A 21,334-nucleotide genomic window follows, 5' to 3' on the forward strand; every position below is an offset into this window, starting at 1 on the left:
CGCCCAGGATAGTCCCGCGGCTCAGTCCTTCCAGATCGCGTTGGCGAGTACCCGGCGTCTGTCCCGCCCTTCCTTGTTTACGAAATCGCGCACACCCTCCGGGCGGCCCCTGCTCGTCGTGCGCGGCGGCGCACCCTCGAATGCAAGGCCGATCTCGGTCGAGCATTCGGCGGCAGCGTTGAGGAAGTGCTTGGTGCAGCGAAGAGCCGTCACGTCCTTTTCGAGCATGGCCGCGGCCAGGTCCTGAACATCGCGTTCAAGGCGCTCCGGCGTCGTCAGGCGGTTAACGAGATCATAGCGCTCTGCGGTCTCGCCCGTGAACATGGCGCCGAGCAGGTTCCACTCCTTGGTCTTGCGGGGTCCAGCGTACCGAGCGAGGCGGGAGCAGCCGCCCCAGCCGGGCGTAATGTCCCAATTGATCTCCGGCATGCCCCAGCGCGAGCTGCTTGTCGCAATGACGAAGTCGCATACCAGCGTCAGCTCGAGGCCGCCACCGGTGCACACGCCATCGACCGCTGCGATTGTGATGGGATACATGTTTTGAATGATATCGACCGTCTCCTGATACTGGCGGATCTGCCACGGACCGTCGTTCGGCCCCCATGTGCTGATTTCCTTGATGTCGTCACCGGCGCAAAAGGTGTTTCCGGCCCCTTTGAAGATGACGATGCGGCAGTCGCGATCCACGTTGATTTCTTTCACAACCGCGTTGAGCTCCGCCGAAATTTCCTTGTCGAGAGCATTGTGCACTTGAGGGCGGTTCAACGTGACAGTCGTGACGGGACCATTGCGCTCCACGAGCAGCTTTCCGGACTTGGATGGTACGGGACCGGACGACTTGATAGCTTGAGTTGAGTTGGCAGACATGTGTTTCCTCCTATGGGTTTGACTTGCGTAAGGGAACTTAATGCAACTTAGTTCCCATACGCAAGTTAAAATTTGCATGTTTTGTTGCTTTTTGCGATACAGGATGGAATGACCGCGACCGTCCGTGAAATGGGACCCGATCTCTTGGCCGCCGATCTGCTCGGTGATGCCTGGTCGTGGATGATTTTGCGTGACGCCATTTTCGACGGCGTAACCCGGTTCGAGGAGTTCCATCAGCGGCTGGGCATTGCGCGCAAGGTTCTCAGCAAGCGGCTGGAGAATCTGACGATGAGGGGCTTATTCCTACGCCGGCACGTTCGCCATGACGGCGGGCACCTGGAGTACGTGCTGACAGAGATGGGCCGCGATTTTCACCCCTGCCTTCTCACCGCCCAACGCTGGGGCGATCGCTGGTGCAGCGACAGGGGAAATACGACCCGTCGCGCGCTCCATGTTCCGTTCGGTCATTCCCTGGAGGCCGTGCTTTGCTGCTCGGAATGCGGAGACAAACTCGAGGCACGTGAAGTCACTGTCGCCTCGGTTTACCGCGCCTCTACCGAGTCGACCGGCGCGCGACGGCATCGGTCGCCGGACCTGGACTTGATCGAACGTTCGCAGGCCTGTTCGATTGCCCGAGCGCTGCGGATCATAGGAGATCGCTGGAGTTCGTTGATCGTCCGCGAATGCTTCCTCGGCACCCGGCGGTTTGGCGAATTCGAGGCGTATCTCGGGATCGCGCCGAATATCCTGGCCAGCCGGCTCAATCGGTTGGTCGACCTGGGCGTGCTGGTGAAAACGGCCTACCAGAAGACGCCGGAGCCACGCGAATATCGGCTGACCGAAAAGGGCCTCGATTTCTACCCGGTCCCCTTGGCGTTGCTGACTTGGGCCGGAAAATGGCTCTCAAACGGCCGGCCTGTAATCGATCTCCGACACAAGCCGTGCGGCAAACACGTTATTCCAGTGCTGACCTGCGCGACGTGTGGGGAGCGCGTGGGCGCCGGCGACATTGCCATCGAGCACGTTCCGCGTGGCAAATCTGCTGCCCATGACACAGCCGTCGTGGGTTAGAGCAAGTTTGCCACTTCATTATCGATCTCGATCACAAGCTTTCGGCAGCCTTGGCGAGCCAAGGATCTCCGGGCACGCCTGCGCTTGTACCGAGGGGAAAACCGGTTCCCACTTTTCCGGATCATGCTCTGCTCCAGGAATTCCCCGGCCTTCAGTTTGCGTCGAACCGCACCTGCAATTTGCCGGAACGCGAATTCGCATAGAGGCCAGCGACCGCGCCCGGCAGATTCTCGAAACCCTCCACGACATTGTTGACAGGCTTCAATGCGCCGCTGCGTAAATGTCGGGACAGATCGTCTTCAGCTCTCAGTCGCTCATGATAGAAGGCATCGACGATCCAGCACTCTGACTTGATGTTGCGTTTCTTCAAGACGGCTTCGACATTCTCCGAAATGCCAAAGGCCCGCCGCAACGAGGGTCGCTGCCGCGGCGCGTCGGGCTTGTCGGCATAGTAAGCCGCCGCACTCCCGTAGGAAAACAGGCGCCCATTCTGGTTCACGAAGGAGATAACGGTCTCCGTCATCGCGCCGCCAATCCCATCGGAAAAGAAGTCAATGCCCTGGGGAAACGAAGATTCGAGCTGCTCGGCGAGATCGCCAGCGCGATAGTCGATGCACTTGTCAATGCCGAGCGTATCCACCACCCATCGGCAGCGCTCCGGCCCGCCGCCGAACCCGACCACATGACACCCGGCTATTCTGGCGAGCTGCGCGGCAATGGAACCGACCGAACCAGTGGTGCCGGCGATCGCGACATGATCCCGCGGTATCAGCGGACCGCATTCCCTCAGACCGAAATAGGCCGTCAGTCCCGAGGTGCCGAACATTTCCATCAGCACTTCGCTTGGCCACATCTTCACCATCGACGGCCTGAAGACATAGTTCCATTGCGAGTTAGTACCATTCAGGGCCTTCGTGAGGTCGCTGGCGGGCCCGTAACCCACGCAGGCGTCTTCGCTGCTGACAATCTGGTAATCCTGCCATCCAGCCTGACACGCAACCACATCGCCTTCCTTGAAGGTGCCGTCACGCGACTGAATCACTTCAGCGCAGGCATAGTTGCTTTTGTCGGTATCGCCGAGTTTGGTCATCCCGTTGGCCATGCGCGCGCGGGTGCCGGAATGAATGTTCACAAGCTTGATGCGGACCAGCGCCTGCTCCTGCTGCAGTTCGGGAATCGGGACTTCTCGCAGTTCAAACTGCTCCGGTCCGAGGACATCGTTGACCATCGGTCGGGCAAAAATCCACTGTCGCAATTTGGTAGGCATCTTATTGAGGCTCCGCACCTAGTCGACGAGCATCCATCGATCGCCCTTGAAGACCTGCAGGCGAATGTTCTTGATCGGACGGTAATCATCAGGGGATATCTTATAGCGGATGCCGGGCAGCAGCATCGGCCTTTCGAGGTCCAGATTGGTTGCCTGCTTGAGGATGTTCTCGCGACTAAGATCGTTTCCGCATTGTTCAAGGACCTTGGCCATCACTTGCGCATTGTTGAAGCCACTGATGTAGAGACCCTCCGACTTGTTCGTGCCCGGAAGATATTTGTCCATCCAGGCGGCATATTCCTTGTAACCCGGATCGTTCGCCCATCTCGGATCGTCCGGATCCTTGAGATAAGCGCCCGAGATGATGCCCTGAGCTGTTTCTAATCCTGCCGGCACTAGAGCCGACGCGAGCGAGCTTCCCGTTGCCGCGACATAGGTCTTTGCGTTCCAGCCGAGCAGATGCTTTCTTCGAAGGATCTGCGCGCTGAATTTGGGGGTCGCCTGATAAAAGAACACGTCCGCGCCTGTCGTCGCCAATGCTACGACCTGGGAATCCACAGTCGGATCGGTCGATTCATATTTCAGCTCGCTGACGATTTGACTGACCTTGGCGCCAAGTCCCGCCTTGAAGGCGGTGGCATAGTCCCGGCCGGCATCATCGTTGGAATATAAGATTGCGATTTTGGCATTGGGTGTGTTCTTGAGGCTGTCCGCGGCATAGAGTTTCGCCTCGTCCGAATAGATCCATACGCCCGGTATGGTCCATGGAAAATGCTCCGGATCGGCGAAAGCCGATGCGCCCGCCACGATGAACAACTGCGGAATCTTGCGCCCATTCAAGTATTTTTTGATAGCTGAGTTCGTAGGTGAACCCAGTGTTCCGAAGATTGCCGCGACCTCATCTTGCTCGATGAGGCGGCGCGTCTGCTCAAAGGTTTTGGGTGGGCTGTAAGCGTCGTCCAGGCTGATCAGATTGACCTTGCGGCCGTTGATGCCACCGTTATCGTTGATCATCTCGAAATAGGCGGTCTCCGCTTTGCCCTGAAGTCCGTAGGCTGAGGCGGGACCGCTATAAGGCTTGGTTTGACCCAGCTTGATTTCCGTCGCCGTGACGCCCGGGGTTTGCGCGACGGCGATGCCGGTCACACCCCGGTCCACGCTCAGGAAACCTAGAAGCGCTAATAAGACCTCAAGTTTTTTCATCTTCTTCTCCGTTAAGGTGTTCGAAGCCGGACGCCCATTTTCTCTTCCGCGCATCAATCCGCGATCTGGTTTGAAGCATTTCCGGCCATGGCATAGCCACGACTTGCCGCTTCATTGGCAAGCCGAACTCCGTTCAAGCTTTTGCTAATCGATCTCGATCACGAGCTTTCCGGTCGCCCGACCTTCCATTAGGTCCGCGATGGCGCGCGGGGCTTGCTCAAGACAGTAGCGCGCCCCGATGTGCGGCTTCAGCTTGCCCTCCGCGAGCCACCCAATGAGATCTTGCATATCGGTCTGGAATTGCTCCGGCTGCTGCTCAACGGAGGCTCCCCAAAAAACACCGATAACCGAAGCACCCTTCAGCAAAGGCAAGTTGAGGGGTAAGGCTGGAATCCGACCGGCTGCGAAGCCGATCACAAGAAACCGCCCGTACCATCCGAGCGAGCGGAAAGCCGGCTCCGACAAATCCCCGCCAACGGGATCATAAACGACATCCACTCCCTTGCTCCCGCAGAGATTCTTCATCTCCTGACGGAGATCGCCCATGCGATAGTTGATCAAATCATCCGCGCCACAACGCGCCGCGACATCGAGCTTCTCGGCGCTGGAGGCTGCAGCAATAACCCGCGCCCCGAGCAGCTTGCCAAGTTCCACAGCCGCGCTGCCGACGCCACCGCCGGCACCCAACACGAGCAACGTCTCACCCGGACGAATTCTCGCCCGAGTCCGCAAGGCATGGATGGTCGTCCCATAGGTCACGGTGAAAGCTGCCGCGACATCAAAACCGAGCGACGCGGGCAGGTGCAGCGCCCGGTCCGTGTTGACGATCACCTGCTCAGCGTAGGAACCCCTGACGAAAGCCGCCACCCGGTCGCCAGGCACGAAGGCCGTAACGCCCTTTCCGACAGCATCGACGACGCCCGCACCTTCTCCTCCCGGCACGAACGGCGGCTCGAGCTTCGTCTGATAACTGCCCGCGACGATCAACCCGTCGGGGAAATTGACGCCGGCAGCATGCAACCGTATTCGGACCTGGCCGGGGCCAGGCTCGGGTGTCGGCAAATCGCGCACCTTTAATAGGTCCGGGCCACCGAATTGTTCGCAGACGACTGCACGCACGCCACACTCCCAATTTCAATCAGGCCATCGACGCTGCACAGCAGCTCGCGCAGCGTCGCTATGTCGCCCGGCGACTAGATGGAGGCGGCCAGACCGATCGATCCGGATCACGTCAGCACCGTTGTCCGCCAACATCATCCCAGCGAACGCGCCCGGCCCACGCTGCCGATTTCGATAGTGCGCAAGCCTTGCAATGGCCCGCTCATCGTCTTTCGCCAAATGCTCCGCTCTGGATGTCGTCGGGACAGCCTCTATTTGGCATATCCGCATCTCAAGCCGCCTCGCTACCGCCGATACTTGTCAACTTCAGATAGTGCTCTCGCAGCTCACGTTTTAGCATCTTGCCGTTCGGCAACCGCGGGAGTACCGCGAAATCAACGGTCTTGGGACATTTGTAGGCGGCGATACGTTCTCGACAAAAGGCGATCATTTCGGCACCGAGTTCTTCGCTTTCCCTGGCGCCGGCCTTTAGTTCGACGACGGCTTTAACATCCTGTCCGAACTCGAGGCTCGGAACACCGATAACTGCGACGTCCAGCACCGATGGATGTTGGATAAGCACATCCTCGATTTCCCGCGGATAGATGTTGACGCCGCCGGAAAGGATTAGATCCGTGCGCCTGTCAGACAGATATACAAACCCGTCCGCATCGACGTAACCGATGTCGCCCAGTGTGCTCCAGCCCCGCGCGTTGTGCGAAGATGCGGTTTTTTCCGGATCATTAAAATATTCGTACCGGCCGCCCCCACTGAAATAGATCGTACCGATTTCGCCGGCGCGCAATTCTTCGCCGTCTTCGCCAACGATGTGAACCTGGCCAAATACGGGACGGCCTACCGTGCCGGGATGACTCAGCCAGGTTGGCGTATCGACTGCCGTCAGGCCGCTGGCCTCGCTTCCGGCGTAATACTCATAGACGATGGGGCCGAGCCATTCGATCATCTTCCGCTTGATCTCCGGCGGACAAGGTGCCGCCGCGTGAATGACGACCTTCAGACTGGAGATGTCATATTGCGTCCTCTCCGCTTCTGGCAGGCGCAGCATTCGCACGAACATCGTCGGAACGAATTGGGAGTGCGTGACCCTGTAGGTTTCAATCAGCCGGAGCGTCTCGAGCGAATCGAACCTGTTAACGACCACCACTGTGCCGCCGGCGCGCAGCACGTTCATGCTCCATGCGAGGCCGGCAGCGTGATAGAGCGGCGCAGGGACCAGATAGACGGTGTCACGATCGAATCCGTAAAATGAGCGCAAGAATTGAGTGATAGGAGGCTGCTGTCCCCACGAAAGCTGTCCGCGGTCGATCTTGGAGATGCCCTTCGGACGGCCTGTTGTGCCGGACGAATAGAACATGCACTCGCCCTCCAAGAGGTCAATGTCCGAACCATCGGAGGTGCGCTCAATGAGCTCTCCGAGATTGTGAAACCTACCGAAAGCCGGCCCATGCGTCAGGGCAACGCTCACGCCCGGAATATCTTGCGAAATCGCTTCAGCAAGGTGACGCACCTCTTCCGACACAACGAGGATTTTGGCCTCGCAATTCTGGACGATATAGGCGACTTCACTCGCGGCAAGATGCCAGTTGATCGGCGTGTAGATCAGGCCCAACCGCTGGGCGGCCCAGCAGACGACGAAATAGTCTTCGTTGTTATCCATCATGATGGCGAGGTGGTCGCCTGGAACAATACCTCGTTCGTTCAGGTATCGCGCGAGTTTGCGCGACCGCGTGTCCAGTTCAGAGTAGCTGATCACGTCGCCAGTCGTCCCCATCACGAACGCAGGCCGGCTCGGGGTTTCCTTCGCATAGATTGCGATATGGTACAGCTGCTGGTCGCCCGTCATATGGCTCTCCCTTGTCGCCTCCGATTTCGTCCCACGGTTCTTTTGGCGCATCGGCTGCCGCCTGACAGTCTTTTCCAATCCGCCTAGATCAGCTTGTCCCGCTCAAGCCATCCCAGCGCGCGCTGGAATAACGTCACACATGCAGCGTGCAGCCGGTCTCCCGTCACTTTTGATGCAACGCCCCCGCATGCACGCGCATGAGTGCCTTCGAGAATAATCCCCAGCTTGTAGCAACCGAGAACGCCGTACCAACGCATATGCGAAGTCTCGCGGGTGCTCTTCGACGCATAGTGAGCAAGCAGTTCCTCAATGCGCGGAAAGCCGTCCCATGGCACAATCGCATTCCCGGAGATGGAGCGGCCGTCAGGCTCTGGCCACGTTGCCATGATCCATCCCATGTCGAGTAGCGGATCACCAATCGTCGCCAGTTCCCAGTCAACGATCGCGGCGAGCTCGGGACCATCATTGCGGAACATGACGTTGGCCAAATGATAGTCTCCATGCAGCAGACCCGGCGCGAAGCGCGGTGGCGTATTGCCGATCAACCAATCTGCAACAGTCGCAATGCCTGGGATCGAACCCGGACCGGGCCAGTCCTTGTAGTCATGGTAGCTGTCAAGGAGCGCGCGCCAGCGCGGAACCTGACGCTCCAGAAAGCCATCGATCTTGCCGAAATCCTCCAGACCGGCTGCCTTGTAATCGACACGTCCGAGCGCCAAAGCGCCGTCGATCAGCGAAAATCCCATGCGCCGACGGGTCGCGCCATCTCCAGCATGGAGCGGTGGCAACGCAACCGTGGCATTGAACCCCATCACCGGCTCCATCAAATAAAAGGCTGCGCCGATCACATCGGTCGACGAGCAGGCAGCGATCAGGCCGGGATGCGGAACGTCGGAACCTGTGAGGGCGCCGAGCACCCGCGCCTCACGACGGTTGGTGGCATTGCCGTCGCCACGCGGACTCCGCGGCGATCGCCGCAGGACATAGCTGCGACCGTCGCGTTCGAACCGCAACAGAATATTCTGGGTGCCGCCCGCCAAGGCCGTGGGATTCTCAATCGGGCCTCCTCCAAGGTCACGAGCGTCCATCCACGCGCGCAGCTTCCCGAGATCGACGAGATCCTGCCAGAGCTCCCCGCTCATGCGTCACTCCCAATAGGCCGCGATCAATTTCAACTTCGACAAAGACTTCATCTTTCGAGGCTGGATCAAATCGACCGGTTCAATCGATGACGGCATTTCCGGATGTGGTGTAATCGCCGCTTCCTGGGTGAGAGCCGAGTGTTATGAGTGAGCTCTTCGAGTAGGCGTGACTATGACAGCCTTCCGAAGGCAACGTCTAAGATGATTATTGTATCCGGTAATACTGCTATCCTATGAGAAGCGACTAATCTCACGTTTGATTTCTGAGTGGAGATAAGAGAGAAGCGGAGGATCGGTCGAAGCAGACAGGAGCAGTCGATGGAAGAGATGATGTCGTTAAGGGGAAAAGTAATTGTTGTTACGGGCGCGGCGCAGGGGATTGGGCGCGCGATTGCAGCGTTGGCGATTGAATTAGGTGCGAGGGTTGTCGGTGTTGATCTCAACGCAGAGAAGCTGGAAGCATTGGCAACAGCCAAGAACGGTCACCTGCTGCCTTACGTTGGCAGCGTCGCGGACCCGGAATTTGCCGAGGCGACTGTGCGCGACGTCACTTCACGTTTTGGCTCCATACACGGCCTCGTGAATAATGCTGGAATCACCAGGCCGGCGATGATTGAGAAGATGACGTTGCCACAATGGACTGAGGTCATTGCGGTGCACCTGACGGGAGCCTTTCTGTGGACACAGGCTGTCGGTCGGACCATGGTCAAGGAGGCAAAGGGCGGTCAGCAAAACTCCGGATCGATCGTCAATATATCGTCGGATGCGGGACGAGCCGGGGCTATTGGCCAGATAAACTATGCTGCGGCGAAGAGTGGTCTTCTCGGGATGACAATGACCGCCGCAAAAGAGTGGTCGAAGTTCGGCGTCCGCACGAATTCGGTTTGTTTCGGGGTGGTCGAAACCCCAATGACGGAAACGATCCGGGCGACAAATTTCGCGATGGCATTTTGGCGAAGATCCCGATGGGCCGTTGGGCGCAGCCGGAAGAGGCGGTCAAGCCTGTTTGCTTTCTGCTCTCTGATGCCGCTTCGTATATTACCGGCCAACACATCGCGGTTGACGGCGGATTTCACATTTCAGTTTAGCAGAGAGCACCCGAGCAACCTTCCGAGGAGACTGCTTGCCTGAAGTCCGCTTCGCTTCGTGGAAGCGGAAGAATCATTGTTTTGGAACGAAACGGCGCGAAGGCTGTCGGTGCCCGCCGAGGCCGTGATCCCGGCATGCGCAACCAAAAAGGGGGCCGACAGAGATCAGCGACGCGATCGCAGTGTCGACGTATCGCAACACGTTTCGGCAAACTTGCAGCCAACCATCACCCCATCGTCAAGCTGGCAGCTATCCACGTCTGGCTACGTACGCCGCGTCAATCATATGTATATCCTCTCAGGTCATCGGCAATGAGTATTTGCGCTTGCTTTGTGGTCATCTCATTGTTGCGTTCCCGGGGCGTGTTTCGTTGGCATGCGTCCGCAAAAGACTGACCCCGCTCTAAGTAAAAACTACCGAACATCCCTTTCGAAGTGTGAGCAAGGCTGTGAAACTGCTTTTCCTAGGTTGCGTACTGCTATTCGTGCAGGTTGGTGAAGTTGTCGCCAGCGACGCAAAGCCGGTTGCAGGCGTGAGCGCCACGGAAATCAAGATCGGCAATCTGATGCCTTATAGCGGTCCGGCATCCGGATATGGTCTCCTGGGAAAAGTAGAGGAGGCCTACTTCAAGAAGATCAACGACGAAGGCGGCATCAACGGCCGAAAGATTGCCTTCATTTCCTATGACGACGCCTTTAGTCCTCCTAAGTCCGTCGAACAAACGCGAAAACTCGTTGAAAGCGACGAGGTATTCGCGATTTTCAGTTCCCCCGGAACAGCATCGAATACCGCTACGATGAAGTATCTAAATCAAAAGAAGGTCCCGCAGATATTTGTGGCTTCCGGAGCTACTAAATTTGGTGATCCAACGAGATTTCCATGGACGATGGGATGGATCCCTCACTACCAACGCGAAGGGGTGATTTACGGAAAGCACATCATTTCGCAGAACCCGAGCGCCAAGATTGCGATTCTTTATCAGAATGACGATTTTGGTCGGGACTACTTAGCCGGTCTAAAAGAAGGACTTGGCGAACGAGCTCCCGAAATGCTTGTTGCCCAAGCGTCTTATGAGACTTCCGAGCCGACGATTTCGTCGTCGGTCATCACTCTAAAGGCGTCTGGAGCCGATACACTCGTTGTAGCGGCTATTTCTAAGTTCGCAACTCAGGCCATCAGAACTGTTGCCGAGTTGGCGTGGAAGCCTACGACCTATGTCAGTAACACAGCCGCGACAATCGACACCACGCTGAAGCCCGCGGGTTTGGGGAATGCGGTCGGAATATTGTCGGCCGCCTATAGGAAAGATCCAGAGGATCCGGCTTGGGCCAAGGATCCGGGAATGCTGGAATTCTTCGCCTTCATGGACCGGCATTATCCATCTGGCGCCAAAAACGATATTGCCGCACTCGGTTACGCTTCTGCGCAGAGCCTTGTGTATTTGCTTCGCCAATGCAGAGACGATTTGACTCGCGAAAACTTCATGACGCAGGCGGCGACTCTTCGCAATGTAGAAATCGGGCTGTTGCTTCCCGGTATTTCGATGAACACGAGCCCTACCGATTTTGTTCCGATCGATCAATTCCAAATGATGCGGTTCAATGGCGAGCATTGGGTTCTGTTTGGGCCGATCCTAAGTCCATAAGCCGCAAAGCACCGTTGAAATCCAGGAGCGCAAGTTGCTGACGAGACCATCAAGCCCGAGAGCAGCATACATCGCTGGAGCCTTCGAGCATCCGACGCGGCTTGCGACTGGTCAAAGTATTGCCCAGCTTCATGCCGAGGTCGCCCGGGGCGCGTTGGAAGACGCGGGCCTAGGCATCGCGGACGTTGATGCCTTCTATACGGCGGATGCCCCCGGTTTAGGCCCCATCGCCATCGTCGAGCATCTTGGGATCAAGCCGCAAATCGTTGACTCGACCGATGTCGGAGGGTCGTCCTATTTACTGCACGTGAATCACGCGACTCAGGCGATAGCAGCGGGCAAGTGCTCGGTCGCGCTTATCACACTGGCGGGTCGACCCAGGGCCGAGGGAAAGACCACTGTTGCGTCGAGATTCGCAGGGCCCGACGTCGGTTTCGAGAGCCCTTATCGACCATCGGTCGTTGGTATGTATGCGATGGCCGCTGCACGCCATATGCACGAATTTGGCACGACGGGCGAGCAACTCGCGTGGATCAAGGTCGCGGCTTCCGTCCATGCCCAACACAACCCGCTGGCGTTGCTCCGAAACGTCGTGACGGTGGAGGAAGTTGTCAATTCCCCAATGGTGGCCGATCCTTTGCACCGGCTGGACTGCTGCGTCATAACTGACGGTGGAGGAGCCCTCGTTGTTGTAAGCCCTGAGATCGCCAGGTCGCTCGCTCGCCCTAAGGTCAGGGTCCGAGGGGCCGGAGAGTTCGTGAAGCATATTCGTGGCGGCTATCCGGATATGACGTCGTCCGGCGCGGTCGTCTCCGGCGCACAAGCCTTTGCCGAGGCGGGCGTTACTCCGAAAGATATTAAGTGCGCCTGCATTTACGACAGCTTCACGATTTCTGTTCTTATCGCGCTTGAGGATTTGGGTTTTTGCGAGAAAGGGAAGGGCGGCCAGTTCGTCAGCGAAGGAAATTTGATCTCTGGGGTCGGTCGGCTGCCGTTTAACACCGATGGAGGTGGCCTTTGTAACAACCATCCATCAAACCGCGGTGGAATGACCAAGGTGATTGAAGCAGTTCGTCAGCTGCGCGGTGAGGCCCATCCCAGTGTCCAGGTCCCGAACTGCGATATTGCGCTTGCTCATGGCACGGGCGGCTGGATTGCCTCGCGTCACTGCAGCGCGACACTGGTTCTGGAAAGAGAGTAGACGATGGCCGAAACCATTCAGAGCGATGTGCCGCCCCCTAATGTTGATTTGGACAACGAGCAGTTTTGGGCCGCGGCGAACAGGCGCCAACTCCGAATCGGCCAGTGCACGAAGTGTCAGAAGGCGTTCTTTTACCCGCGGCATTTTTGTCCGTTCTGCCTTTCTGCCGACGTTGACTGGGCGTTGGTTTCGGGCGAGGCACAGATCTACTCATATACCGTGATGCGAAGGGTCGATAATCCGTACGTACTCGCTTACGTGCAGCTTGACGAGGGACCAGCGATGATGACGAACATTGTCGAGTGCGATTTCGAAAGCCTCAGAGTCGGCCAGATGGTCGAGGCTGTATACGTTACGTCAAAAAGCGGATCGCTCGTTCCGATGTTTAGACCGATAGATCGGCATTAGTCGAGGCTGTTCACTTAACAAACGAGCGTCGATTTTGCGTTTCCTATTCGCCGAGCGATTGCGAATGAAGGGGTCTAAGGTTGATCAATAAAGAAGTAAAAACATGTGCCGAAGCGGTGGCTGGGATCAGCGACGGCGCTATCGTTCTGGTCGCGGGGTTTGGTGCGGTAGGTGTGGCCGATCATCTATTGGATGCACTTCACGACCAGGGCGCCAAGGAGCTAACTGTCGTTGCCAACAACGCTGGCACCGGCGACTACGGACTGGCGAAGTTGATCGATTCGGGTCGTGTCCGAAAAGTGATCTGCTCATATCCTCGCTCTGGCGACTATCGTGCCTTCCTGGCAGCCTACCGGGCCAAGTCGCTTGAGCTTGAACTGGTGCCGCAGGGTACCATTAGCGAGCGAATGCGATGCGCCGCTGCCGGTCTCGGCGGCTTTTTTTCACCGGTCTCCGCTGGCACCAAGCTCGCCGAGGGTAAAGAAACCCGCGAGATCGGCGGGCTCCACGTGTTCGAGAGCCCACTCAAGGGCGATGTCGCGTTAATCAAAGCCAGAACGGCCGATCGCTGGGGCAATCTAGCTTACGCCAAATCGGCGCGAAACTTCAATCCGGTCATGGCAACGGCCGCCGAGCTTACCGTGGTGGAGGTAGACACAATGGTTGAACTGGGTGAAATGGATCCGGAAGCGATCGTGACACCAAGTATTTTCGTTGATCGGGTCGTCGTGGTCGGAGAAGGCGCATGGTCAAGCTGACGCGAGAACAGGTTGCATGGCGTGCCGCGCAAGACTTGAGGGAAGGTGCCTTCGTCAATCTCGGAATTGGCATTCCGACACTGGCAGCAAACTTCGTGCCGAAGGATCGAGAAGTCATCTTTCATAGCGAGAACGGCATTCTGGGCCTCGGGCCACGGCCGACATCCGGAATGGAAGATCCGAATTTAATTGACGCGGGCAAGAGTCCAGCAACTTTGGCCATTGGCGGTTGCTATATGCATCACGCCGACGCGTTCCTGATGATTCGTGGTGGGCACCTCGACGTTAGCTTGCTGGGTGCCTTTGAGGTCTCAGAGGCGGGAGATCTGGCAAACTGGGCAACCGACGATCCGACATTTCCGCCCGGCGTTGGCGGAGCAATGGACTTGGCGGTTGGTGCCAGAGAGGTTCGCGTCCTCATGGACCACGTCGGCAAAAACGGCGAACCGCGTATCAGGCATCGGTGCACCTTGCCGCTCACGGCATCTGGTGTTGTCAAGCGAATCTACACAAATTTGGCTGTGATCGATGTTCAGCCGGACGGACTCTTGGTCAGAGAGATGGTCGGGGGATTAAGTGTCGCTGAGCTTCAGTCGTTGACGGAGCCGAAACTCCGGTTTGCCACCAACTTGCAGATCTTGGCTTCTCCGCTTGCGGCTTGATTTTGGAAAACTGCGATGGATGCATCGGCCGCCTGCGCCTTGCTGAAGCCGGTGCTGCGATCTAGTTGATCACAAAGCATCATTCGATCGGCGAGATATCGATAGTTCAAGTCATCGAGCAGCGCGGGGCGAGTTTCGCGCCTGAGAGTCTGTTCCCGAATTGGGACCCTGCGATTTTGCAGCAGTATCGGGCGCTGATCGTGCCGGCGTGCTTCGATGAGCGGGAGGGGCGCCTGATCTCAAGCATTCACACGTGGGTGTTGCACACCCGGCACCATACGAGTCTGATCGACAGCTGTGCCGGCAATCACAAGAACAGACCCGGTGCCCCGCGCTTTCTCGATCTGCCGTTTCTTAAGGGGTTGGCGGCAGCCGGAGTTTCGCCTGAGTCCGTGGACTACGTGATGTGCACGCACATTCACGTCGATCATTGTGGATGGAATACAAGGCTGCTCGACGATCGCTGGGTGCCGACGTTTCCCAACGCGAGATACCTGTTCTCCAAGGCTGAATACGAGCATTGGCGAGGTCCCGCGGGGAAGCAGGGTGTCAACGCTGGAGTCTACGAAGATAGCGTTCTGCCGGTGGTCGAGAGTGGGCAGGCGGAAATTGTCGACGGGGAGGGCTCGGTGGGAGATGGCCTTATGTTCCATCCGACGCCGGGACACACCGTTGGCCACGTCGCCATAATGCTCCAAAGCCGTGAACACCGCGCGGTCTTCAGTGGCGACATCATGCATCAGCCGCTGCAGGTATTCCGCCCCGACTGGAATAGCGCGTTTTGCGAGGATCCGACGCGCGCGCGTGCGTCGCGCCGTTGGTTGCTTGAGCATGCAGCGGATACCGGGTCGACAATATTTACCGCTCATTTTGCGAACAGCTCTGCCGGCTGAAAATAAGCGCCGAACTTTGACCCCCGTCGGCTTCCAACATTGACCCCACCCGTGACGAATATTTCGGTGATGGTCCAAGGAATTGAGCGTCGTTGGCTAGGGTCAACCTTCGGCGCCGATCGAGAGTCATATAGTGCGCCGAATGACACTGAGGGCCTCACAGCCCCCAAGATCGGCGGCAAGCTATCCTTGCGCACCTCGGTCACCGGCGGTCATTGCTCCGGCGCCATTCTGCTTGGGATAGGAGAGGTGGGCAAGTCGAACCGGCGCGAAGGTGGGATCGAAGGCCCGCGTCGTGGCAGAGACCCGCGCGTTACTGTCGAGCAGATCCCCGAGTTGATCCCGTCACGTGTTGAGATCCGGACGGGAGAGGGCGCCCTACCACCAGCCGAGCGCTGACAGGACGCGCCCCACGTCGGGCGTTGGATCGCTGCCCGGGCCTTGGGCACCTTACCCGTGGCAGCATCGAACAGGATGGCGCGATATCCAGTCGCCACGCGGCCTTTGCTTGCATGACGAAGCTCCGCGGCTTTTGGCCCGGCTTGCGACGTGAACCGCGGCGTTAGCAGCGCGGACCGCTTCAACGAACAGCCAAACCGGACGTTCGCGGGATCCGCCGCGCCCGGCGAGGATACGGTCGGGATACAGATCCCGGAGCAGCTTTGAGCGCTTAGCTTCCCATCGCCCCCGTACCGTCAAAATAGGACGCAATCGAGGGGCTCTGACCGGTCATTCGGCCAAACGGGTACTGACGACCGACACCCGCACCAGCCCCGCGTTCGCCGAAGTCAAATGCGCCTCTGCTGGTTGTCACTGCCAACTTCATCGGACTCGTTCGGTCTCTGCCACGAAGCCAGGAAGGGACATCGACCTGCAATCTTTCCGCCAGATCAGCGCGATCTCGGCCGAAAGCCGTTCGCCTAACGTCAAGAAGCGAAGGTCAACGGCGCCGACCCGCGACAGCGAGGCGGGGACGATGGCCACACCGGCACCGGCGGCGACGAGGCGCAAGGCGGAGGGAATCTTCGTGACGATTTGGCTTTCGCGCGGCGTGAAGCCCGACCGCTCGCAAGCCGAGATGATGGTGTCGGTGAGGCCCGGCCGCACGCGCCGGTGATAGAACACGAACGGTTCGTCGCGGAGATCGGTCAGCCGGACGGTCCGGCGCGCCGCCAGACGATGCCCCTTGGGGATGGCAACGACCAGCGGCTCGCTGGCGATTGCCCGCCGCTCCCAGCCGTCGTCCGTCGGGAACGGAGGCCGGATGAACGCGGCGTCCAGTCTACCCTCGCGCAAGAGCGAGACGAGGGCGACCGATAGCTGCTCCTCCAGGACAAGCTCGACGCCGGGATGGCGCTGCCGGAAGCGCAGAAAACAAGCGACGACCCGCGGATGGAAAATACCCGTCTCCGTGAAGCCGACCCGCAATCGACCGGCGAGGCCCGTGCCGATGCGCCGCGCCTCGTCGACCGCCGCGGCAAAGGCGTCCTCGATGGCGCGGGCGCGGGCGACGAAGGCGTGGCCGGCTTCGGTCAGCATTGCGCCGCGCGGCAGGCGCTGGACAAGCGGTGCCCCGACCTCCCGTTCCATGTCGCGGATCTGCTTCGAGAAGGGCGGCTGGGCGATGCCGACCCGCTGCGCCGCGCGGGTGAAGTTGCCTTCCTCGGACAGGGCGAGAAGGTATCGGAGGTGCCGGCGGTCCATGCCATACCCTAGAGATATCGACAGTGCACTTTCAAGATATTTTACATGCAGGAGGCGAGGCGCTAGTGCTCGGACAACGAACAGGCCGGTTGGTCGTGTGGCGATGCCGCGATCCTCTTGAAGCCGGGCCTTGGCCATCAATCCACGGGAGGAGAAATATGGCGTCTCACATCAGCAACGTGCGACCAGAGCCCGATCGCGTCCTGACCGACATCGCCGACTACGTCCTCGGCTACCAGATCAAGAGCGACCTCGCGTACGCCGCGGCGCGCAACTGCCTGATCGACACGCTCGGCTGCGGCCTCGAAGCTCTCGAATATCCCGCGTGCCTGAAGCTGCTGGGCCCGATCGTTCACGGCACGGTCGTGCCGAACGGCGCGAAGGTGCCTGGCACGCAATTTCAGCTCGACCCCGTCCAAGCCGCGTTCAACATCGGCGCGATGATCCGCTGGCTGGACTTCAACGACACCTGGCTCGCGGCAGAATGGGGCCATCCCTCCGACAACCTTGGAGGTATCCTTGCCGTCGCGGACTGGCTCTCGCGCACGGCGGTCGCCGCCGGTCGCCCGCCGCTGACCATGCGCGACGTTCTCACCGCCATGGTCAAGGCGCACGAAATCCAGGGCTGCATCGCGCTCGAGAACTCGTTCAACAAGGTCGGCCTCGATCACGTCGTTCTCGTCAAGGTCGCGACGACCGCCGTGGTCGCCCAGATGCTCGGGCTGACGCGGGACGAGATCATCAATGCCGTCTCGCTGGCCTGGGTGGACGGGCAGAGCCTTCGCACCTATCGGCACGCGCCGAACACCGGCAGCCGCAAGTCTTGGGCCGCGGGCGACGCGACGAGCCGGGGCGTACGCCTCGCGCTGATCGCCAAGACGGGCGAGATGGGGTACCCGTCGGTTCTGACCGCCAAGACCTGGGGCTTCTACGACGTGCTGTTCAAGGGACGGCCGTTCGAATTCCAGCGTCGCTACGGCTCATACGTGATGGAGAACGTGCTCTTCAAGATTTCCTTCCCGGCAGAGTTTCATTCGCAGACCGGCGTCGAGGCCGCGATGATACTGCACGGCGCTCTGAAGCAGGCCGGCAAGACGACGGACGACATCGAGAAGATCACGATCCGCACGCACGAAGCCTGCATCCGGATCATCGACAAGCAGGGCCCCCTGAACAATCCGGCCGACCGCGACCACTGCATCCAGTACATGGTGGCGATGCCGCTGATCTTCGGTCGGCTTACGGCGGCCGACTACGAAGATAGCGTGGCCTCCGACCCGCGCATCGACGCGCTGCGGGCAAAGATCGTCTGCGTGGAGGATCCCGCGTTCACCAAGGACTACCACGATCCGGACAAGCGCTCGATCGCCAACGCGCTGACCGTCCAGTTGAAAGATGGGACGACCTTGTCGGAGGTCGTGGTCGAGTATCCGATCGGTCACAAGCGTCGCCGCGGCGACGGGATCCCGCTGCTGGAAGCGAAGTTCCGCACCAACCTTGCCCGCAAATTCCCGGTCAAGCAGCAGGGCGCGATCCTCGACGTCTCGCTCGACCAGGCGAAGCTCGAGGCGATGCCGGTGCACGAGTATGTCGATCTCTACGTGATCTGAAGGGGCGAAGCATGACTTATCTCGTTGCAGCCGACCTCAACTCGGAACCGGCCGGCGCGCGGTTTCGCGCATTGTTGAAGCGCCCGCAGATACTGCAGATTCCCGGCACGCACAACGGACAGGCGTCCTTGCAGGCGAAGGCTGCGGGCTTCGAGGCGGTGTATCTCTCCGGCGCGGCCATGACCGCGTCGATGGGCCTGCCTGATCTCGGGATCATCACCGTCGATGAGGTCTGCTTCTTCATCCGGCAGGTGGCGCGTTCTTCCGGGCTGCCTCTCCTCGTCGACGGCGACACGGGCTACGGCGAGGCGCTGAACGTGATGCACATGGTACGTGCATTCGAAGATGCGGGTGCAGCAGCGGTTCACATCGAAGACCAGTTGCTACCCAAAAAGTGCGGGCATCTGAACGACAAGAAGTTGGCGGACGCGAGCGACATGGCCGCCAAGGTCGCGGCGGCATCGAAGGCGAGACGCGATCTGGTGATCATCGCGCGGACCGACGCGGCGGCAAGCGAGGGTATGGACGCCGCGATCGCTCGCGCGAAGCTCTACATGCAGGCCGGCGCGGACGCGATCTTTCCGGAGGCGCTCAACACCGCAGAGATGTTTCGCGAATTTGCCGGGCGGCTCCCAGGGGTTCCGCTCATCGCCAACATGACGGAGTTCGGCCGTACGCCGTTCTTCACGGCGGCCGAGTTCCAGGAGATGGGCTACCAGATGGTGATCTGGCCCGTCAGTTCGTTGCGCGTCGCGAACAAGGCGCAGGCTGAACTATACGCCGCGATCAAGCGCGACGGGGGCACGCACAACATGGTCGAGCGAATGCAGACGCGCCGTGAGCTGTACGAAACGATCGGTTACCACGAATACGAAGCGCTCGATCGGTCGATCGTCACGACCGTCATCCCGGAGCCGGTGCTGAAGCGAGGTTGACCGAGCACAGGCCGTCTTGAGGAGTTCGCCAATGCCGGCGAACTAAAGGGCTGCGGCTAACCCTGCAATTGCGCAGTGGCTGATACTGACGACCACTACCTGGCCGCACAAGCTCGTCGAGCCGCAAGCAAAGCTGCAATCACAGAAAAAACTGGGACTTCGGGTCCCGGAGGGAAGAGGCGTGCCATGTTGCTGACCATTCTCGGATATTCCATGATTGTCGCCTTCATGGCACTGATTATGACGGAGCGCCTGACGGCGATGATCGCGCTTATCATCGTGCCAATCACCTTTGCGTTGATCGGCGGGTTCGGGACCGAGATCGGACCGATGGTAATAAACGGACTGCGGGGCATCGCGCCGACTGGCGTGCTTCTGCTGTTCGCCATCCTCTATTTCGGCCTGATGATCGACGTGGGTCTGTTCGACCCGCTTGTCCGGCTCATCATTCGGCTTTCCAAAGGCGACCCGGTCCGGCTCATCGTCGGTTCAGCCGCGATGGCCCTCATCGTGTCCCTCGACGGCGACGGCTCGACCACCTTTCTGCTTTGCGTTACCGCGCTACTGCCCCTGCATCGGCATCTCGGCATCAACCCGTTGATCCTTCCCTGCGTAGTGGCGATGAGCAACAGCGTCATGAACATTGCGCCCTGGGGCGGCCCGACCGCCCGCGTCATGAGCGTGCTGCATCTCGACGCGAGCCAGGTCTTCCTGCCCTTGGTCCCTGGCATGGCGATGGCGTCGCTCACCACGCTCGGCGTCGCCTACTACCTCGGTCGCAAGGAGAGGGCACGCTTGAGCAAGATCGCTCAACCAGAACCGCACGATCACGTCTCGGCATTGGGCGGCGATGTGGACTTCAATTCAACCGATCTACCCGCTCCGGAGCGTCGCCCGGCTCTGATGATCTTCAACCTGGCGCTGACCGTCGCCCTGTTGGTGTGTCTGGTCGGAGGGTTTCTGCCGCTGCCGCTGTTGTTCATGGGAGCTTTCGCCATTGCCATCACGGTGAACTTCCCGAAGCAGAAGGATCAGAAGGAACGCATCGCCGCGCATGCGGGCAGCGCCGTCTCGGTCGTGGGCGTCATCTTCGCGGCGGGAGTGTTCACCGGCATCCTGTCCGGAACCAAGATGATGGATGCCATTGCACGAAGCGTGGTGCACATCATTCCGGCCTCCGCGGGTGGCCACCTTCCGTTGATCACGGCGCTGCTGAGCGCGCCGTTCACCTTCTTCATCTCCAACGATGCATTCTATTTCGGGATCGTGCCGATACTGACGGAAACTGCGAAAGGCTACGGTATCGCGCCCGAAATCATCGCCCGAGCATCTTTGATCGGGCAGCCGGTCCACTTTCTGAGCCCGCTTCTTGCGGCCAACTACGTGCTGATCGGCCTAGCGGGGGTCGAGTTCGGCGCACACCAGCGGTTTACGATGAGGTGGTCGTTCCTGCTGATGATGGTTTTGCTGGCAACGTCCGCTCTGATCGGCGTCATCCCGGTGTTCTGAGCCTGTCCGTGCCATGGATATGCCCGTGACCGCAATACTTTGCGTGGCGGCCTTGTCGAAGTTGCTGTCGAGCAGCCAAGGGTAAAAGCTGAATGCGTTCATGACGTCCAGAACTTGGGCGGCAAGATCACGATGGGCGGACGCGCTCAAGAACGTGGAGTCCCTATTCGGGGTCCAATCCCCAGCGGATAAGTCATGGATAATTTGATTGTGGCGGAAGAAAAAAGTTGCTCCGCAACGTGTCGGGACTTAAGGGGCCGTTTTGCTGCCTCAACCGAGCGCGCTACGGCATCTGCTGGGTATGATGGGTGCTGCAGAGGATTGTGGGCGCCGCGCGCGGTATATACGATCGATCGAAAGCAATTTGGTTGGCCGGGGGCACCTGTAGTTATCGGGGGCGCAAGTCTT

At 59.3% G+C, this 21,334-nt stretch carries 18 protein-coding genes and 1 pseudogene; 12 read left to right on the forward strand and 7 right to left on the reverse strand.

Features of this window, described 5'->3' with window-relative positions; translation table 11 throughout:
- Positions 1 to 21: 21 nt before the first annotated feature.
- Complete coding sequence (locus V1280_RS42750; protein WP_334536898.1) at positions 22 to 867, reverse strand: enoyl-CoA hydratase/isomerase family protein; 846 nt, start codon at positions 865 to 867, stop codon at positions 22 to 24.
- Between the two features lie 108 nt (positions 868 to 975).
- On the opposite strand from V1280_RS42750, the gene V1280_RS42755 reads away from it, so the two are divergent.
- Positions 976 to 1,938 carry a winged helix-turn-helix transcriptional regulator gene (locus tag V1280_RS42755; protein ID WP_334536900.1) on the forward strand — a complete coding sequence of 321 codons (963 nt, stop codon included), beginning with the start codon at positions 976 to 978 and terminating at the stop codon, positions 1,936 to 1,938.
- Positions 1,939 to 2,089: 151 nt separating this feature from the next.
- Here the strand turns inward: V1280_RS42755 and V1280_RS42760 are convergent, their stop codons facing one another.
- From V1280_RS42760 to V1280_RS42780, 5 genes are all read right to left on the reverse strand, one after another.
- Complete coding sequence (locus V1280_RS42760) at positions 2,090 to 3,205, reverse strand: NADP-dependent oxidoreductase (RefSeq protein ID WP_334536901.1); 1,116 nt, start codon at positions 3,203 to 3,205, stop codon at positions 2,090 to 2,092.
- Positions 3,206 to 3,223: 18 nt separating this feature from the next.
- Positions 3,224 to 4,408, reverse strand: a complete 1,185-nt coding sequence (locus tag V1280_RS42765) for an ABC transporter substrate-binding protein (RefSeq protein WP_334536904.1) — start codon at positions 4,406 to 4,408, stop codon at positions 3,224 to 3,226.
- A 144-nt stretch (positions 4,409 to 4,552) separates the two neighbouring features.
- Entirely contained in the window at positions 4,553 to 5,527 is a 975-nt protein-coding gene (locus tag V1280_RS42770; protein ID WP_334536905.1) for an NADPH:quinone oxidoreductase family protein, read from the reverse strand.
- Between the two features lie 271 nt (positions 5,528 to 5,798).
- Entirely contained in the window at positions 5,799 to 7,370 is a 1,572-nt protein-coding gene (locus tag V1280_RS42775; RefSeq protein ID WP_334536906.1) for an AMP-binding protein, read from the reverse strand.
- An 83-nt stretch (positions 7,371 to 7,453) separates the two neighbouring features.
- A complete protein-coding gene (locus V1280_RS42780) occupies positions 7,454 to 8,512 on the reverse strand; it encodes a phosphotransferase family protein (protein WP_334536907.1) in 1,059 nt (352 codons plus the stop codon).
- Between the two features lie 318 nt (positions 8,513 to 8,830).
- Between V1280_RS42780 and V1280_RS42785 the strand changes: the two genes are divergently transcribed.
- From V1280_RS42785 to V1280_RS42815, 7 genes are all read left to right on the forward strand, one after another.
- Positions 8,831 to 9,643: an SDR family NAD(P)-dependent oxidoreductase gene (locus tag V1280_RS42785; RefSeq protein ID WP_442895201.1), complete on the forward strand. Its 813-nt coding sequence runs from the start codon at positions 8,831 to 8,833 to the stop codon at positions 9,641 to 9,643.
- A 406-nt stretch (positions 9,644 to 10,049) separates the two neighbouring features.
- The gene (locus V1280_RS42790; protein ID WP_334536909.1) at positions 10,050 to 11,246 is read left to right on the forward strand and encodes an ABC transporter substrate-binding protein; all 1,197 of its coding nucleotides are present in this window, start codon (positions 10,050 to 10,052) and stop codon (positions 11,244 to 11,246) included.
- Between the two features lie 37 nt (positions 11,247 to 11,283).
- Positions 11,284 to 12,447 carry a thiolase domain-containing protein gene (locus V1280_RS42795; RefSeq protein ID WP_334538578.1) on the forward strand — a complete coding sequence of 388 codons (1,164 nt, stop codon included), beginning with the start codon at positions 11,284 to 11,286 and terminating at the stop codon, positions 12,445 to 12,447.
- Between the two features lie 3 nt (positions 12,448 to 12,450).
- Positions 12,451 to 12,855 carry a Zn-ribbon domain-containing OB-fold protein gene (locus V1280_RS42800; RefSeq protein WP_334536910.1) on the forward strand — a complete coding sequence of 135 codons (405 nt, stop codon included), beginning with the start codon at positions 12,451 to 12,453 and terminating at the stop codon, positions 12,853 to 12,855.
- A gap of 83 nt (positions 12,856 to 12,938) precedes the next feature.
- A complete protein-coding gene (locus tag V1280_RS42805) occupies positions 12,939 to 13,613 on the forward strand; it encodes a 3-oxoacid CoA-transferase subunit A (RefSeq protein WP_442895274.1) in 675 nt (224 codons plus the stop codon).
- Positions 13,601 to 14,275 carry a 3-oxoacid CoA-transferase subunit B gene (locus tag V1280_RS42810; protein WP_334536914.1) on the forward strand — a complete coding sequence of 225 codons (675 nt, stop codon included), beginning with the start codon at positions 13,601 to 13,603 and terminating at the stop codon, positions 14,273 to 14,275. Before V1280_RS42805 ends, V1280_RS42810 begins: the two co-directional genes overlap by 13 nt.
- A 65-nt stretch (positions 14,276 to 14,340) precedes the next feature.
- Entirely contained in the window at positions 14,341 to 15,168 is an 828-nt protein-coding gene (locus V1280_RS42815) for an MBL fold metallo-hydrolase (RefSeq protein ID WP_334536916.1), read from the forward strand.
- Between the two features lie 822 nt (positions 15,169 to 15,990).
- Here the strand turns inward: V1280_RS42815 and V1280_RS42820 are convergent.
- A complete protein-coding gene (locus V1280_RS42820) occupies positions 15,991 to 17,010 on the reverse strand; it encodes a LysR family transcriptional regulator (protein WP_334536918.1) in 1,020 nt (339 codons plus the stop codon).
- 20 nt (positions 17,011 to 17,030) lie between these two features.
- Between V1280_RS42820 and V1280_RS42825 the strand changes: the two genes are divergently transcribed.
- From V1280_RS42825 to V1280_RS42840, 4 genes and pseudogenes are all read left to right on the forward strand, one after another.
- The gene (locus V1280_RS42825; protein WP_334536919.1) at positions 17,031 to 18,482 is read left to right on the forward strand and encodes a bifunctional 2-methylcitrate dehydratase/aconitate hydratase; all 1,452 of its coding nucleotides are present in this window, start codon (positions 17,031 to 17,033) and stop codon (positions 18,480 to 18,482) included.
- 11 nt (positions 18,483 to 18,493) lie between these two features.
- Entirely contained in the window at positions 18,494 to 19,417 is a 924-nt protein-coding gene (gene prpB / locus V1280_RS42830; protein ID WP_334536920.1) for a methylisocitrate lyase, read from the forward strand.
- Positions 19,418 to 19,603: 186 nt separating this feature from the next.
- Entirely contained in the window at positions 19,604 to 20,926 is a 1,323-nt protein-coding gene (locus tag V1280_RS42835) for a CitMHS family transporter (RefSeq protein ID WP_334536922.1), read from the forward strand.
- Positions 20,927 to 21,141: 215 nt separating this feature from the next.
- A pseudogene (locus V1280_RS42840) lies at positions 21,142 to 21,301 on the forward strand (acyl-CoA dehydrogenase); the annotation flags it as partial.
- Positions 21,302 to 21,334 lie beyond the last annotated feature (33 nt).

Source organism: Bradyrhizobium sp. AZCC 2230 (genome assembly GCF_036924495.1).
In the GTDB taxonomy this organism is placed as follows: Bacteria; Pseudomonadota; Alphaproteobacteria; order Rhizobiales; family Xanthobacteraceae; genus Bradyrhizobium; species Bradyrhizobium rifense.